The sequence below is a fragment of the Cupriavidus gilardii genome (assembly GCF_008801915.1).
In the GTDB taxonomy this organism is placed as follows: domain Bacteria; phylum Pseudomonadota; class Gammaproteobacteria; order Burkholderiales; family Burkholderiaceae; genus Cupriavidus; species Cupriavidus gilardii.
In genome coordinates this window covers 126,682-142,192 of sequence record NZ_VZOV01000007.1, presented here as the reverse complement: position 1 = coordinate 142,192, position 15,511 = coordinate 126,682, and the positions used below count along the sequence as shown (strand labels likewise).

General features: G+C 68.8%; 9 protein-coding genes. 2 read left to right on the top strand and 7 right to left on the bottom strand.

The window, feature by feature from the left end:
* Positions 1-26: 26 nt before the first annotated feature.
* Positions 27-1,475: a glucose-6-phosphate dehydrogenase gene (zwf, locus tag F7Q96_RS11475; RefSeq protein ID WP_053824498.1), complete on the bottom strand. Its 1,449-nt coding sequence runs from the start codon at positions 1,473-1,475 to the stop codon at positions 27-29.
* 212 nt (positions 1,476-1,687) lie between these two features.
* Between zwf and edd the strand changes: the two genes are divergently transcribed.
* Entirely contained in the window at positions 1,688-3,511 is a 1,824-nt protein-coding gene (gene edd, locus F7Q96_RS11470; protein WP_053824499.1) for a phosphogluconate dehydratase, read from the top strand.
* Positions 3,512-3,608: 97 nt separating this feature from the next.
* Here edd and F7Q96_RS11465 read toward each other — a convergent pair whose 3' ends face one another.
* The 5 genes from F7Q96_RS11465 to F7Q96_RS11445 all read right to left on the bottom strand — a co-directional run bounded on the left by F7Q96_RS11465 (position 3,609) and on the right by F7Q96_RS11445 (position 11,160).
* Positions 3,609-4,523: a mechanosensitive ion channel family protein gene (locus F7Q96_RS11465; protein WP_226994994.1), complete on the bottom strand. Its 915-nt coding sequence runs from the start codon at positions 4,521-4,523 to the stop codon at positions 3,609-3,611.
* A gap of 37 nt (positions 4,524-4,560) precedes the next feature.
* Complete coding sequence (locus tag F7Q96_RS11460; protein WP_006577928.1) at positions 4,561-5,763, bottom strand: osmoprotectant NAGGN system M42 family peptidase; 1,203 nt, start codon at positions 5,761-5,763, stop codon at positions 4,561-4,563.
* Between the two features lie 38 nt (positions 5,764-5,801).
* A complete protein-coding gene (gene ngg, locus F7Q96_RS11455) occupies positions 5,802-7,625 on the bottom strand; it encodes an N-acetylglutaminylglutamine synthetase (protein ID WP_226994995.1) in 1,824 nt (607 codons plus the stop codon).
* Positions 7,626-7,759: 134 nt separating this feature from the next.
* Positions 7,760-9,541 carry an N-acetylglutaminylglutamine amidotransferase gene (locus F7Q96_RS11450; protein ID WP_151022657.1) on the bottom strand — a complete coding sequence of 594 codons (1,782 nt, stop codon included), beginning with the start codon at positions 9,539-9,541 and terminating at the stop codon, positions 7,760-7,762.
* A gap of 356 nt (positions 9,542-9,897) precedes the next feature.
* Positions 9,898-11,160 carry an MFS transporter gene (locus tag F7Q96_RS11445; RefSeq protein ID WP_053824500.1) on the bottom strand — a complete coding sequence of 421 codons (1,263 nt, stop codon included), beginning with the start codon at positions 11,158-11,160 and terminating at the stop codon, positions 9,898-9,900.
* A gap of 391 nt (positions 11,161-11,551) precedes the next feature.
* Between F7Q96_RS11445 and F7Q96_RS11440 the strand changes: the two genes are divergently transcribed.
* On the top strand, positions 11,552-13,744 hold the full coding sequence (locus F7Q96_RS11440) for a TonB-dependent receptor family protein (protein WP_053824501.1): 2,193 nt from the start codon (positions 11,552-11,554) through the stop codon (positions 13,742-13,744).
* A 91-nt stretch (positions 13,745-13,835) separates the two neighbouring features.
* Here F7Q96_RS11440 and F7Q96_RS11435 read toward each other — a convergent pair whose 3' ends face one another.
* A complete protein-coding gene (locus F7Q96_RS11435) occupies positions 13,836-15,410 on the bottom strand; it encodes a peptide chain release factor 3 (protein WP_053824502.1) in 1,575 nt (524 codons plus the stop codon).
* Between the last annotated feature and the right edge of the window lie 101 nt (positions 15,411-15,511).

Below are 15,511 nucleotides of genomic sequence, written 5' to 3'. Positions count from 1 at the left end.
GAACCGGCGGAGTGGACAAGCCAGCGTCAAACCTCCTCGTGCCACAGCGCGTCGTCGCGCGACAGCAGCGCGGACGACGCCGCCGGCCCCCAGGTGCCCGCGGTATAGGGCTTGGGCGGCAGCGAGCTGTCCGCCCAGGTGTCGATGATCGGCTCGACCCAGCGCCATGCCTGCACCTGTTCGTCGCGGCGCACGAACAGGCCCAGCCGTCCGCGTATCACGTCGAGCAGCAGGCGTTCGTAGGCACCGGCACGCCGCACCTTGAACGAGTTGGCGAAGTCCAGATCGAGCGAGGTCGGCGTCAGCGCGACTGTGTCGCCCGGCTGCTTGACCAGGAAGTACAGCCGGATGCTTTCCTCGGGCTGCAGCCGGATCACCAGCCGGTTCTGCGGCGACAGCGTCAGCGGGCGCGGGAAGATCGCATGGGGCACGTCGCGGAAGTGGATCACGATCTCGGCCACGCGCGACTGCATCCGCTTGCCGGTGCGCAGGTAGAACGGCACGCCGGCCCAGCGCCAGTTGGCGATCTCGGCCTTGATCGCGACGAAGGTCTCGGTGCGGCTGTCCGGCGCGATGCCAGGCTCTTCGAGATAGCCCGGCACCGGCTTGCCGGCGATCGCGCCGGCGCGATATTGGCCGCGCACGGTTTTTTCGGCGACCTCCTGCGGCGTGATCGGCTTGAGCGCCTTCAGGATCTTGATCTTCTCGTCGCGCACCGCGTCTTCGGTCAGGCTCGTCGGCGGCTCCATCGCAACCATGCACAGCAGCTGCAGCAGATGGTTCTGCACCATGTCGCGCAGCGCGCCGGTCTGGTCGTAGAAGTCGCCGCGGCCTTCGACACCGAGCTCCTCGGCGATCGTGATCTGCACGTCCTGCACCCACTCGCGCCGCCACAGCGGCTCGAACAGCGCGTTGCCGAAGCGGATCGCCATCAGGTTCTGCACCGACTCCTTGCCCAGGTAGTGGTCGATCCGGTAGATCTGCTCCTCGGCGAAGTAGCGCGCCACGGCCGCGTTGATCGCCTCGTTCGAATCCAGGTCGTGGCCCAGCGGTTTTTCCAGCACCACGCGCACGTTGGATTGGTTCAGGCCGGTGCGGCCGAACTGCTCGCAGATCGGCACGAACAGATGCGGCGCGGTGGCCAGATAGCAGACCACGACCTCGGGCTGGCGGGACAGCACCTTGCGCGCCAGCGCATCGAAATGCTCGGGTTGGCGGGCGTCGGCCTGCACGTAGCACAGACGCGCGACGAAACTGGCCCAGTCGCCCGGCGGCGCATGCTCGAGCCCCGGCCGCATGCCCTGCTCGAGCGTGGCGACGTATTCCTCGGTGGTGGAAGGATGGCTGCCCGTGGCCAGGATGCGCGCCGCGGGATGCAACAATCCGGCGCGATGCGCGTCGAACAAGGCCGGCAGCAGTTTGCGCCTGGCCAGGTCACCGGTGCCGCCAACCAGCACCATGTCGAAATCGGGCATGCTCACCCTGACCTCCTTGTCGCTTGATAGAGACCCCGAAGCGCGGCCGTTGCGGCCAGTTTACGTGAGTCGCGGGCGCTTTGCGAGCCACGCGGCAGCCAGCGGCAAGGGCTCGCGGCGCGGCAGGCATGCTCCATGCAAGCCTCGATGACATGCGCTAGGCTGAACTGCGACATTACCTGCGACATCCAAGAATCCCGCTGGAGAGCCCCATGCCCCATCCCGTACTCGAACAAGTGACGGCCCGCATCGTGGCCCGCAGCGCGCCGACGCGCCAGGCCTACCTGTCCCGCACGCAGGCCATGGCCGGCAGCAAGGTGCAACGCGCGCAGCTGTCCTGCACGAACCTGGCCCACGGCTTCGCCTCGATGCCCGAGCCCGCCAAGATCCGCCTGAAGGCCGAGGAACGGCCCAACGTGGCGATCGTTTCCTCGTACAACGACATGCTTTCGGCGCACCAACCGCTCGGAGAGTTCCCCGCCTGGCTCAAGGAGACCGCACTGGAGGCCGGCGCTACCGCGCAGTTCGCCGGGGGCGTGCCGGCGATGTGCGACGGCGTGACGCAGGGCCAGGACGGCATGGAGCTGTCGCTGTTCTCGCGCGACGTGATTGCGCAGGCCACCGCGGTCGCGCTGTCGCACCAGATGTTCGACGCCGCGCTGTACCTGGGCATCTGCGACAAGATCGTGCCCGGGCTGGTGATGGGGGCGCTGTCGTTCGGCCATCTGCCCGCGGTGTTCGTACCGGGCGGGCCGATGCCGACCGGCATCCCCAACGAGGAAAAGGCGCGCATCCGCCAGCTGTATGCGCAAGGCAAGATCGGCCGGGAAGAACTGCTGGAGGCCGAGAGCCGGTCCTACCATTCGCCCGGCACCTGCACCTTCTACGGCACGGCCAATTCGAACCAGATGCTGATGGAGATCATGGGGCTGCATCTGCCCGGCACCGCCTTCATCAACCCGTACACGCCGCTGCGCGAGGCGCTGACGCGCGAGGCCGCGCGGCATGTGCTGCGGCTGGTGCACCAGGGCGAGCGCTATACGCCGATCGCGCAGGTGCTCGACGAGCGCGCGTTCGTCAACGGCATCGTCGGCCTGCTCGCCACGGGCGGCTCGACCAACCACACGCTGCATCTGATCGCGATGGCGCGCGTGGCCGGCATCGTGCTGACCTGGGACGACTTCGACGAGCTGTCGGCGGTGGTGCCGCTGCTGGCGCGCGTCTATCCGAACGGCCAGGCCGACGTCAACGGCTTCCAGGCCGCGGGCGGCCTGGCGCTGGTGATCCGCGGCCTGCTGGCGCGCGAGCTGCTGCACAACGATGTCACCACCATCGTCGGTCAGGGCCTGGAGGACTACACGCGCGAACCGGCGCTGCGCGACGGCAAGCTGGTCTGGCTCGACGGGCCCACCGAATCGCTGGACACGTCGGTGGTGCGCGGCGCCGGCGAGCCGTTCGCGCCCGACGGCGGCATCAAGGTGCTGGACGGCAACCTGGGGCGCGCGGTGATCAAGACCTCTGCGGTCAAGGCCGAGCATCAGGTCGTGCAGGCGCCGGCGCGCGTGTTCCATCACCAGGACGACATGCTGGCGGCCTTCAAGCGCGGCGAGCTGGAGCGCGATTTCGTCGCGGTGCTGCCGTTCCAGGGGCCGGCCGCGTGCGGCATGCCCGAGCTGCACAAGCTGACGCCGACGCTGACGGTGCTGCAGGATCGGGGCTTTCACGTGGCGCTGGTCACCGACGGCCGCATGTCGGGCGCGTCGGGCAAGGTGCCGGCGGCGATCCACGTCTGCCCGGAAGCGCTCAAAGGCGGCGCGATCGGCAAGGTCCGCGACGGCGACATGATCCGCGTCGATGCGCCGGCCGGCATCCTGACCGCGCTGGTGCCGCAGGCCGAGTGGGAGGCCCGCACGATCGAGCGGCCCGACCTGAGCCGCCATCGCCATGGCGTCGGCCGCGACCTGTTCGGCAATTTCCGCCGCAACGTCAGCACGGCGGAGCAAGGCGCCTGCACGCTGTTCGCGGACGAAGACTGATCGCAAGCCGCTTGAAAAGCCACTGGGTCCACGCCTGCGCGGGGACCACCATCACCTCGGCACGGCGTCGCGCGGCTGCCGGCGCCGTGGCGGCGCGCTATGCGCGCGGCACTGCGCCGCCGGCCGACGGCTGCGGCGTATGGTGGAGCACCAGCGCGGTCTGCTCGCCATTGCCGCCATTGCCCGGCACGCGCAGCTCCTGCACCGGCACCGCGATATGGATACCGACCGCCTGCAGCTCGCGCTTGACGCGCTCGTAGAACGCGAAGCGCAGGTTCCAGTAGTTGTCGTTCGAGGTCCAGCAGCGCAGGTTCAGCGTGACGCCCTCGCTGGTGAAGTTGACCACCATCGCCTCGGCCGCCGGCACCTCGAGCACGCGTTCGTCATCGGCCAGCATACGGCGCAGCACGCCCAGCGCGGTCTGCACGTCGGCGCCGAACGGCACCGTGACCTCGATATCGAGCCGGCGCGTCGGGTTCTCGCTGTAGTTGGTGATCGCGCTGCCCCAGATCTTGTTGTTCGGCACGCGCAGGCAGACGCCGTCGAAGGTCGTCAGCTCCGTCATGAACAGCCCGGTCTCGCGCACGGTGCCGGCGATGCCCTGGGCGTCGATGTACTGGCCGACGCGAAACGGCCGCAGCAGCACCAGCATGATGCCCGCGGCGATGTTCTGCAGCGTGCCCTGCAGCGCCAGCCCGATCGCCAGGCCGGCGGCGCCTAGCATCGCGATGATGCTGGCGGTCTGCACGCCGAACTGCGACAGCACCAGGATCACCGTGACCACGCGCACCACCCACTGCGTGACGCTGCCCAGCATCGGCCGCAGCGTCGCGTCGACATGCGGGCGGTCGAAGGCGTGCAGCACCGCGTTGCGCGCGCGTCCGCTGAGCCACCAGCCCACGATCAGGATCGCGAGCGCGGCGAGCACGTTCAGGCCCTGGTGCACCGCGAGCTGCAGCAGATAGGCCCAGGTGGCCTGCAGCTTGTCGGCGTCGATGAAATTCAGATCCATAAGGTTCATTCCGGAAGGGATGTCGTCAAGCGCGGCATCAGGACGCGCTGTCGCGGCGCGTATGCACCAGTTCGCCGGCATCGGGCAACGGCGTCTCGCTGCGCGTCAGCTGGCGCGGATCGAGCTGATGGGAGAAGCCGGCCACCGAGCCCATGCGGCGCTGGCGGTCCTCCGGCAGCGTCGGCCCGCTCTGGATATAGACGGTCAGCAGCTCGGCCAGATTGACCAGCACGTCCAGATGGGTCCGCTCGTAGCCATGCGAGGCATCGGCACCGAAGCACAGCAGCGCGGTGCGCACGTCATGGCCCGCGCTGACCGCCGCGCCGGCGTCCGAATGGTAGAAGCGGAACACGTCGCGATGGCTGGGAATGCCATGCTCGTCGCACAGCCGCAGCAGGCGCCGGGTCAGGTGATAGTCGTGCGGGCCGGCCGAATCCATCAGCGGAATCGTCACGCCTTCCTCGCGCGCGCCCTGCCCCGGCGCCACCGGGCCGATATCGATGCCGATCACCTCGCTGACGTCGTCCTCGATCACCGCGGTGGCGCCGGAGCCGACCTCCTCGGTCAGCGTGAATACCGCATGGCAGTCCATCGGCACCGAGGCGCCGCTCTCGCGCACGGCCTTCAGCGCGGCCAGCACCGCGGCGACGCCTGCCTTGTTGTCCAGATGCCGCGAGACGACATAGCCGTTGTCCAGGATCTCGGGGTTGGCATCGAAGGCGACGAAGTCGCCGACCTGGATGCCGAGCGTGCGCAGCTGCTCCGGCGTCGCCGCCGGCTCGTCGAGCCGCAGCTCGAGCTGATCCCAGTTGACCGGTTGCGTGTCCACCGCCTCGTTGTAGACGTGGCCCGAGGCCAGCAGCGGCAGCACCGAGCCGCGATGGCGGCCATGTTCGGTAAACAGCGTCACGCGGCCGCCTTCGGCCCAGCGGCTGGACCAGGTGCCGATCGGCGCCAGCGCCAGCCGGCCGTTGGGCTTGAGCTCGCGCACCATCGCGCCGAGCGTGTCCAGGTGCGCGACGATCGCGCAGTCGGGGCCCATGCCGCTGTTGGCACGATTGCCGCGCAGCGTCGCCCGGATGGTGCCGCGCCGGGTCAGCTGATAGGGGATGTCGAGCCCGTCCAGCACGTTGGCGGTGTAGTGGACGATCTCGTCGGTCAGCCCGGCCGGGCTGGGGATGGCGAGCAGCTCCAGCAGGGCGGTCTTCAGGTACAGCCGGTCGATCTTCAGTTTCTGCATGGATGGACGATGCCGGGCGCGACGCGCCCGGCAGGAATTCACGATGTAAAGGGGAACAACAGATCGACGAAGCGCTCGGCGGTCGGCTGCGGCTCGTGATTGGCCAGTCCCGGCCGCTCGTTCGCTTCGATGATCACGTACTCGGGCTGGTCGGCGGCCGGCACCAGGAAGTCCAGGCCGACCACCGGGATGCGCAGCGCGCGCGCCGCGGTCTGCGCGGCCTCGCGCAGCACCGGATGCAGCTGGGCGGTGACGTCGTGCAGCGTGCCGCCGGTATGCAGATTCGCGGTCTTGCGCACCGGCACCCGCTCTCCCGCGGCCGGCACCGATTGCAGCGTCAGCCCCTGCGCCGCCAGGCAGCGCTCGGTCTCGGCATCGAGCGGAATGCGGCTCTCGCCGCCGGTGGCCGCGCTGCGCCGCGCGCTGTGGCGCTCGATCAGCGTCTTCAGATCGGCCTGCCCATCGCCGACCACCTCGGCCGGCTTGCGGATCGCCGCGGCGACGACCTCGTAGCCGATCACCACGATGCGCAGGTCCTGGCCCGGGCAGAACGACTCGAGCAGCACGGTGCCGCCCTCGGCGTGCGCGGTCTCGATCGCGCTGCGCAGATGCTCCTCGGTGCGGACGTCGACGCTGATGCCGCGGCCCTGTTCGCCGAAAGCCGGCTTGACCACCACCGAGCCGTGCTCGGCGAGGAAGGCCAGGTTCTCGGCATCGGTGCCGATCTGGCGCTGCGCGGGCACCTTCAGGCCAACCTGCTCCAGCCGCTTGCGCGTCAGCGCCTTGTCCTGGCACCAGGTCATCGCCACCGCGCCGGTCAGCTCGGACAGCGACTCGCGGCACAGGATCTCGCGGCCGCCGTAGCGCAGGCTGAAGATGCCGGCATCGGCATCGATGATCTCGACGCCGATGCCACGCCGGCGCGCTTCCTTGACGATCAGCGCGGCATACGGATTGAGGTTGTCGCACTCGCTGGAGCCGGCGAACAGCGGCTCGTTGATCGCGTTCTTGTGCTTGACGACGAAACCGTCGACCTGCACGAAGCCGAGCTTGTGGTACAGGCCGATCGCATGCTGGTTGTCGTGCAGCACCGACAGGTCCAGGTGCTTGCGTCCGCGCGCGGCGAACAGCGCGATCAGCTCGCGCACCAGTGCCTGGCCGACGCCGGCCAGATGCGTCTGCGGATCGACCACCAGGCACCACAGGCTGCTGCCGCCGCGCTCGTCGCCGAAGGCCAGCAGATGGTCGACGCCCATCGCCGAGCCGATGATGTCGCCGGTCGATTCGTCCTCGGCGATCAGGTAGACCACCGCGTCGTGGTCGCGCTGGCGCCAGACCGTGGCGGGATCGAGCGGCACCATGTGGCGCGAGGCGTAGAGGCGGTTGATCGCGGCGATATCGGCGCGGGTCGACAGGCGGCGGATCGTCACGCCCGCGGCGCCGGTCGCCACCGCGGCATCCCCGTCCTCCAGCGTGCGGCGGAACAGCAGCGACGGATCGAGGAACAGCGTCTGCGGCGCCTCGGCCAGCAGCAGCTGCGGCGCTTCGACATAGAGCGCGATATCGCGGCGGCCCGGCGCTTCCTGCTGCAGCTCGGCGGCCAGCCGCGCCGGCGATTCGAACGACGGCGCGAACATCAGCCGGCCCCAGCCGCAATCGAGCATCGCGTTCGGACGCGCGGACACCGGCGCGGGTGCCGGGCTTGGTTGCATGGCGGGATCCTGCTGCACCGGGGCGCCACCGGCATCGTGCATCACGGCGCGCGGCGCCTGCCCGGCGGGGCCGGCAGGCGCGCCGAGGTGGAGGGAATCGGCAAGCGCCGACGGCTTGGCCGGACGGACTTCCGCATTGACGGTCGACATTCGATCTTTCTCCTCGTTGTTGTCCGCGTTCTGGCTTCTGTCGTTGCCGACAAGGGACTGCGGCCGCGCGCGGCGGCCGTTGGCTTCATCGTCGGGTTGGGGGGCTGCCGGTTTGTCGCCAGTCATGGCCGGCCTCACAGGCCATGCGACTGCATCCACCCCTCGAGCAGCGCTACCTGCCACAGCTTCGAGCCCTTCAGCGGGGTGATGTGGGCGTCGGGATCCGCCAGCATCGACTCGACCACGCCGGGCCGGTACAGGCCGCGCCGGCGCGCCGCATCGCTGTCGACCAGGCCGCGCACGTACTCCAGGAAGGGGCCGCGCAGGTACTTGAGCGCCGGCACCGGGAAATAACCCTTCGGGCGGTCGATCACCTCGGCGGGAATCACCTGGCGCGCGGCTTCCTTCAGCACGTGCTTGCCGCCCGCGGCGATCTTGTGACGCGCCGGCATGCGCGCGGCCAGCTCGACCAGCCGGTGATCGAGGAAGGGCACGCGGGCCTCCAGCGCATGGGCCATCGTCATGTTGTCGACGCGCTTGACCGGGTCCTCGACCAGCATCACGGTGGTATCGAGCCGCAACGCGCGGTCGATCGCGCTGTCGGCACCGGGCATCGCGAAATGCGCCGCCAGGAAACGGCCGCTCGGATCGTCGGCCAGCCATTGGGGTGACAGCAGCTCGGCCATCTCCGACTGCGTGCGGTCGAAGAACACCTTGCGATAGGCCGCGACGCCGCCGTCGGCATCGGTATTGGCGGCCAGCGGCGGATACCAGTGATAGCCGCCGAACACCTCGTCGGCGCCCTGCCCGCTCTGCACCACGCGGCTGTGGCGCGCGACCGCCGCCGACAGCAGATAGAAGGCCACGCAGTCGTGGCTGACCATCGGCTCGCTCATCGCGTGGATCGCGTCGGGCAACGCGTCCAGCAGATCGGCCGCGGGAATCATCATCTTCTCGTGGCGCGTGCCGAAATGCCGCGCCACCAGATCGGAATAGTGGAACTCGTCGCCGGCCTCGCCGCCGGCGGCCTCGAAGCCGATCGCATAGGTGCGCAGGATGGGCGTACCCGTTTCTGCGAGCAGTCCGGTGATCAGGCTGGAGTCGACGCCCCCCGACAGCAGCACGCCGACCGGCACGTCGGCGACGGTGCGCAGGCGCACCGCGTCGCGCAGCGCGGCCAGCGTCATGTCGCGCCATTCCTCGAACGAGCGTGCCTTGTCGGCGGCGTCGTGCACGAACTCGAGCCGCCACCAGGTACGGGTTTCGGTGCGGCCATCCGCATGCACGGTCATGTGCGTGGCCGGCGGCAGCTTGCGCACGCCTTGCACGATCGTATGCGGGGCCGGCACCACGGCGTGCAGCGTCAGATAGTGATGCAGCGCAACGGGGTCGAGCGCGGTATCGATATCGCCCCCGGCCAGCAGCGCCGGCAGCGTCGAGGCAAAGCGCAGGCGCCGCGCATCCTGGCTGTAATACAGCGGCTTGATGCCGAGACGGTCGCGCACCAGGTGCGTGATGCCGGTATCGCGCTCCCACAGCGCGAACGCGAACATGCCGGCCAAGCGATCGAGCGCCGCCGGGCCCCAGGCATGCCAGGCCTTGATGATGACCTCGGTGTCGCCGCTCGACGAGAAGGTGTAGCCGCGCGCGCTCAGTTCCTCGCGCAGCGCATGGTGGTTGTAGATCGCGCCGTTGAAGACGATGCCCATCCCCAGCGCGTTGTCGATGAAGGGCTGATGCGCGCGCTCGGACAGGTCCATGATCCGCAGGCGCCGATGCCCGAAGGCGCGCCGGCCGAGGCCGAACAGCCCCTCGCCGTCAGGGCCGCGCGCGGCCTGCACCCGCGCCATGTCGGCCACGGCGTGAAGGTCGGCCATCTGTTGATCGAAACGTATTTCTCCTGCGATACCGCACATCGATGGTCTGCTCCCTTGCCCGCAGGCGCGCGGGACCTCCTTGCTTATCGCACGGGGCGATGCCGGGGTCTGCCCGCGCTCATCCGACGCAATGTCGGAATTCGCCTACAGATAATCGAAATTGACAATATTTTCGGGACAGATCGATGGAGAAATGGTTTCCGTGAATATGTTGCCGGGGACGGCGCGAACGGGCGCGAGCCCTTGCTGGGCAAGGGCTGCAGCGGATTGAAAAAATATCGGGGAGAGTGCTGTAGGCGCCGCTTCCGTCCGCGTGGCGCCACGCAGAAACGGGTACGGGCCGGGGTGGGAAATCGGGGCGAAGTCCGCCCCGAGTCAGTCGGAATCAGCCGGATTCAGCTGGCCCCGGGGCTGTCGTGGAGCCTGTTGCGGTTCGCCAGCGCCGGGAACAGCCGCATCCACACGGCCACCACCACCAGCGTGCCGACGCCGCCCAGCAGCACCGCGCCAACCGGGCCCAGCCACGCCGCCGTCACGCCGGACTCGAATTCGCCGAGCTGATTCGAGGCGCCGATAAAGACCGAGTTGACCGCGCCGACCCGGCCACGCATGTCGTCCGGCGTATCGAGCTGGACCAGGGTCGAGCGCACCACCACGCTGATCATGTCCGAGGCACCCAGCACCACCAGCGCCAGCATCGACAACGGCAGCAACGTCGACAACCCGAAGCAGATCGTCGCCAGCCCGAACAGCGCCACCGCGCCGAACATCACGCGGCCCACCTTGCGCTCGAGCGGATGGCGGGCCAGCCAGATCGCGGTGGCCAGCGCGCCGATCGCCGGCGACGAGCGCAACAGGCCCAGGCCCCACGGACCGGTATGCAGGATGTCGCGGGCATAGATCGGCAGCAACGCGGTGGCGCCGCCAAGCAGTACCGCGAACAGGTCGAGCGAAATGGCGCCCAGCAGCACCGGCCGGCTGCGGATATAGGCAAACCCCGCGAACAGCGTGCTGATGCTGACCGGGGCCGTCAGCCGCTGCGGCCGCTGGCGCAGCCGCAGCAGCGTGATCAGCGTGGCGGCCGCCAGGAACAGCAGCGCGCCGATGCCGTAGACCACGCCGGGCCCGGCCACATAGGCGAAGCCGCCGAGCGCCGGGCCGACGATGATCGCCGTTTGCGTCGCCGAGCTCGACAGCGCGACCGCCCGCGGCAGCTGGCGCGGCGTCACCACGCTGGGCAGCAGCGCCTGCAGCGTCGGCGTTTCGAAGGCGCGGGTCGCGCCGAGCAGCGCGACGAAGATGAAGATGTGCTCGTGCCGGACCCAGCCGGCCAGACTGGCCGCCGCCATGCCGAGGGCGATCGCGGCTTCGGTCAGCTGGCAGATGCGGACGATCTGGCGGCGGTCGAAGCGGTCGGCCACGTGGCCCGACATCAGCAGCAGCACCACAGACGGCAGGAACTGCACCAGGCCGACCAGCCCAAGCATCAGCGCATCGCCGGTCAGGTCGTACATCTGCCACCCCACCGCCACGGTCAGGATCTGATACCCGATCGTCGTACAGAGACGGGCGCACCAGAACATGCGGAAACCGGGGTCGCGGAAGACCGAATCCGGATCGGAGGCGGCCGGGGTCGTGCTGGCAGGGGCGGAAGGCATGGCGGGAGAGAGAAGCGGCGCCGCCTTGTGCGGTGACGGCTGCCGGGACAGCGGGAGGCCGGCGTGGGGCGCCCATGGGTTGCCCATGGCTCGCTACGCCGGCAAGCCGCAATTCTAGCGGAGCGGCGCCATGCGCGCTCGACGCTACATGAGTCCCTTCCGGCAGCGCGGTGTTGGGCCGGTGTCGGGCCGGTGTGGGCGGTGTTGGCCTCCTGCAACGTCGACCATGACGGCGAGGCAGGTTTGCGGCGCTTGAGAATGCTTCGCATTTATAATCCGCCGCTTCTCGGGTGACGCCGACGCCGTGATGCCGCCCATCAGGTCACGTGTCGGTCATCGCGCCGTCTCGCGAACCCGATGCCGCTTTCCCGCCTTTCTTCAGGATCCGATCTTGCAAGCCGCCTTCCGCCTGACCGCCGCAGCCGCCGGCGTCGCCCTGCTGTGCCTGTCGTCCTCGGCCCGTGCCGCCGAGCCCGTGGTGACCGCCCAGGCTTCGCCGCAAGCGCAGGCGCAAGCTCAGGCGCACGCCGCTCCGGCGGCCGCGGACGCCGACAAGACGCTGAGCACGGTCACCGTGGTCGGCAACTGGCTGGACCAGCCGAACGAGACCAAGGTGCTGGAGCATCCCGGTGCGCGCTCGATCGCCGACCGGCGCACCATCGAGGAAAGCGGCGCGACCAACGTGCGCGAGGTGCTGCGCCGGATGCCGGGCGTACAGGTGCAGGACAGCAACGGCACCGGCGGCAGCGACATCTCGCTGAATGTCGGCGTGCGCGGTCTGGCCTCGCGGCTGTCGCCGCGCTCGACCGTGCTGCTCGACGGCATTCCGCTGGCGGTCGCGCCCTACGGTCAGCCCCAGTTGTCGATGGCCCCGCTGTCGATGGGCAATATCGACACCATCGACGTGGTGCGCGGCGCCGGCTCGGTGCGCTATGGCCCGCAGAACGTCGGCGGCATCATCAATTTCGTGACCCGGCCGATTCCGCAGACCTTCGCCGCGCAGGCCTCGGTGGAAACCGAGATCGCCACGCACGGCGGCAACGTCAAGACCATGCCCAGCCTCTTCATCGGCGGCACCAACGACAACGGCCTGGGCGGTGCGCTGATGTATTCGGGCGTGCATGGCGACGGCTATCGCCGCGGCAACGACCGCGTCGATATCGACGACCTGATGCTCAAGGGCTCGTACCGGATTTCCAGCACGGACCAGATCACCGCGAGCTACCACTACTACGAGGCGCTGGCCGACATGCCGGGCGGGCTGACGGCCGCGCAGTACGCCGCCGATCCGTTCCAGTCGGTGCGGCCGTACGACACCTTCGCCGGCCGCCGCAACGATGTCTCGCTGAAGTACTCGCACCAGGACAACAACCGCAAGTTCGAGGTGCTGACGTACTACACCGACAGCTTCCGCGGCAGCCAGATCGAGAGCGAGAGCGCCGGCCGCCGCCGACTGGGATCGTTCCCGCGGCACTATCACACCTTCGCGGTCGAGCCGCGCTACTCGCAGCTGTTCCGCGGCGCCAACGTCAGCCACGAGGTCAGTGTCGGCTACCGCTACCTGCGCGAGTCGAGCGACGAGCAGGCATCGCGCACGGCCTTCTACACGCCCGGCACCGTCGATCCGACCACGATCGCTTCGCCGATGTACCAGTGGCGCAGCGGCGGCACCACGGCCAACGCGGTCTACATCGACGACACCATCAACGTCGGCAACTGGACCATCACGCCGGGCCTGCGCTACGAGATGATCCGCTCCAACGTGACCGATCATTTCACGCAGCGCCGCACCGACATCAAGTCGGACGAGCCGCTGCCCTCGCTGGCCGTGATGTACCACGTCAGCGACAACTGGAAGCTGTTCGGCAATGCCGGCGTCTCGTTCGGCCCGCTGCAGTACTTCCAGATCGCGCAGACCACCAATGGCCTGGCGCCGGAAAAGGCCAAGACGTACGAGCTGGGCACGCACTTCAACGCCAACGGGTGGGGCGGCGAGCTGACGCTGTTCAACATCGACTTCGACGACGAGCTGCAGCTGCGCGGCGGCACGATGGGCAGCCCGGACGCCTGGACCAATCTCGGCGCGACGCGCCACCGCGGCGTCGAGAGTTCGCTGCGCTACGACTTCGGCACGCTGTCGAAGACGCTGGCCGGGCTGTCGGCCTATGCCGGCTATACCTATACCGAGGCGACCTACAACCACGGCACCTTCGCCGGCCGCGACCTGCCGTTCTACTCGCGCCATGTGGCCACGGCGGGCGTGCGCTACAGCCGCAACCGCTGGACGCTGAACGTCGATGGCTTCGCGCAATCGCGCCAGCATTCGCCGGGCGACCCGACCGACGGCACGCCGTACCGGACCGAGGAGAGCGCCAACGGCGCGCTGGGCGACATCCCCGGCTACGCGCTGGTGCACATGCGCCTGGGCTACGACTTCGGCAAGTCGATGTCGAATCTGAAGGTGGCGGTGGGCGTCAAGAACCTGTTCGATCGCCGCTATTTCACGCGCTCGACCGACAACAACCTGGGCAAGTACGTCGGCATGCCGCGCACGTTCTACGTGCAGGCGACGCTGGCGTTCTGACGGCGCGACCCGGAGGCCGCGCCTGCCGCCTCCGGATCGAAGCGAGGCCCTTGGGCCCCCGCCTGCGCGGGGATCACGTACTGGACGCGCTTCAGACGATCTCGCGCGTTTCCATGAACTGCAGGTTCGGGAAGCGCTCCTGCGTCAGCCGCAGGTTGACCATGCTGGGTGCCAGATAGACGTGGTCGCCGGCGCCGTCCAGCGCGACGTTGTGGCCGGCCTTCTCGATCAGCTTCTCGATCTCGGCCGGGTCGCCCTTGAGCCAGCGCGCGGTCGCGCACTCGTGCGATTCGAAGATCGCGTCGACGCCGTACTCGTGCTCGAGCCGGTGCGCCACCACGTCGAACTGCAGGATGCCGACCGCGCCGAGCACCAGCTCGTTCGAGGCGATCGGGCGGAACATCTGCGTCGCGCCTTCCTCGGCCAGCTGCTGCAGGCCCTTCTGCAGCTGCTTGACCTTCAGCGGGTTGTTCAGCCGCGCACGGCGGAAAAATTCCGGCGCGAACGACGGAATGCCGGTGAACTTCAGCGGCTCGCCTTCGGTGAAGACATCGCCCAGCCGGATCGTGCCGTGATTGGGCACGCCGATGATGTCGCCGGCGTAGGCCTCCTCGGTGGTGTTGCGATCCTGCGCCATGAAGGTGATCGCATTGTTGATGGCCACCGTCTTGCCCGCCGACACGTGCAGCAGCTTCATGCCGCGCGTGAAGCGTCCCGAACAGACCCGCACGAACGCAATGCGGTCGCGGTGGCGCGGGTCCATGTTCGCCTGGATCTTGAACACGAAGCCGCTGAACTTCGCTTCCTCCGGCTGCACCGTGCGGCTGTCGGTCGCGCGCGGCTGCGGCGGCGGCGACAGATCGCACAGCGCGTCCAGCAGCGACTGCACGCCGAAGTTGTTGATCGCCGAGCCGAAATAGACCGGGGTCTGCTTGCCGGCGAGGAAGGCGGCCTTGTCGAAGGCGTGCGAGGCGCCGCGCACCAGTTCGATCTCGATGCGCAATTCCTCGGCCTGCGAGCCGAGCACGCGATCGAGCTCGGGGTTGTCGAGCCCGTCCAGGATCGCGGCGGTGCCCTTGTCGCCGTGCGGATCGAACAGCTGCACCTTGTCGTCGATCAGGTGGTAGACGCCGCGGAACGACTTGCCCATGCCGATCGGCCAGGTCATCGGCGCGCACTGGATCTTCAGCACGTCCTCGATCTCGTCGAGCAGTTCGATCGGCGAGCGCCCCTCTCGGTCCAGCTTGTTGATGAAGGTCAGGATCGGCGTATCGCGCAGCCGGCAGACGTTCAGCAGCTTGATTGTCTGCGCCTCGACGCCATTGACCGAGTCGATCACCATCACGGCCGAGTCGACCGCGGTCAGCGTGCGGTAGGTGTCCTCCGAGAAGTCCTCGTGGCCCGGGGTGTCGAGCAGGTTGACGATGTGCTCGCGGTAGGGGAACTGCATCACCGACGAGGTCACCGAGATGCCGCGCTGCTTTTCCAGCTCCATCCAGTCGGAGGTCGCGTGGCGGTCGGCCTTGCGCGCGCGCACCTCGCCGGCGACCTGGATCGCGCCGCCGAACCACAGCAGCTTTTCCGTCAGCGTGGTCTTGCCGGCGTCGGGGTGGGAAATGATGGCAAAGGTGCGACGACGCGCAATTTCGGATACGAGCGAGCTCACGGTAGGACGTTCGGATGGCAGGCGGATGGATCGGGACCCGGCGGGGCGCGGCGGGGCGCGGCAGGAGCGCGAGGCCAGGCCAATCGCGCCGCGCCTGGTGT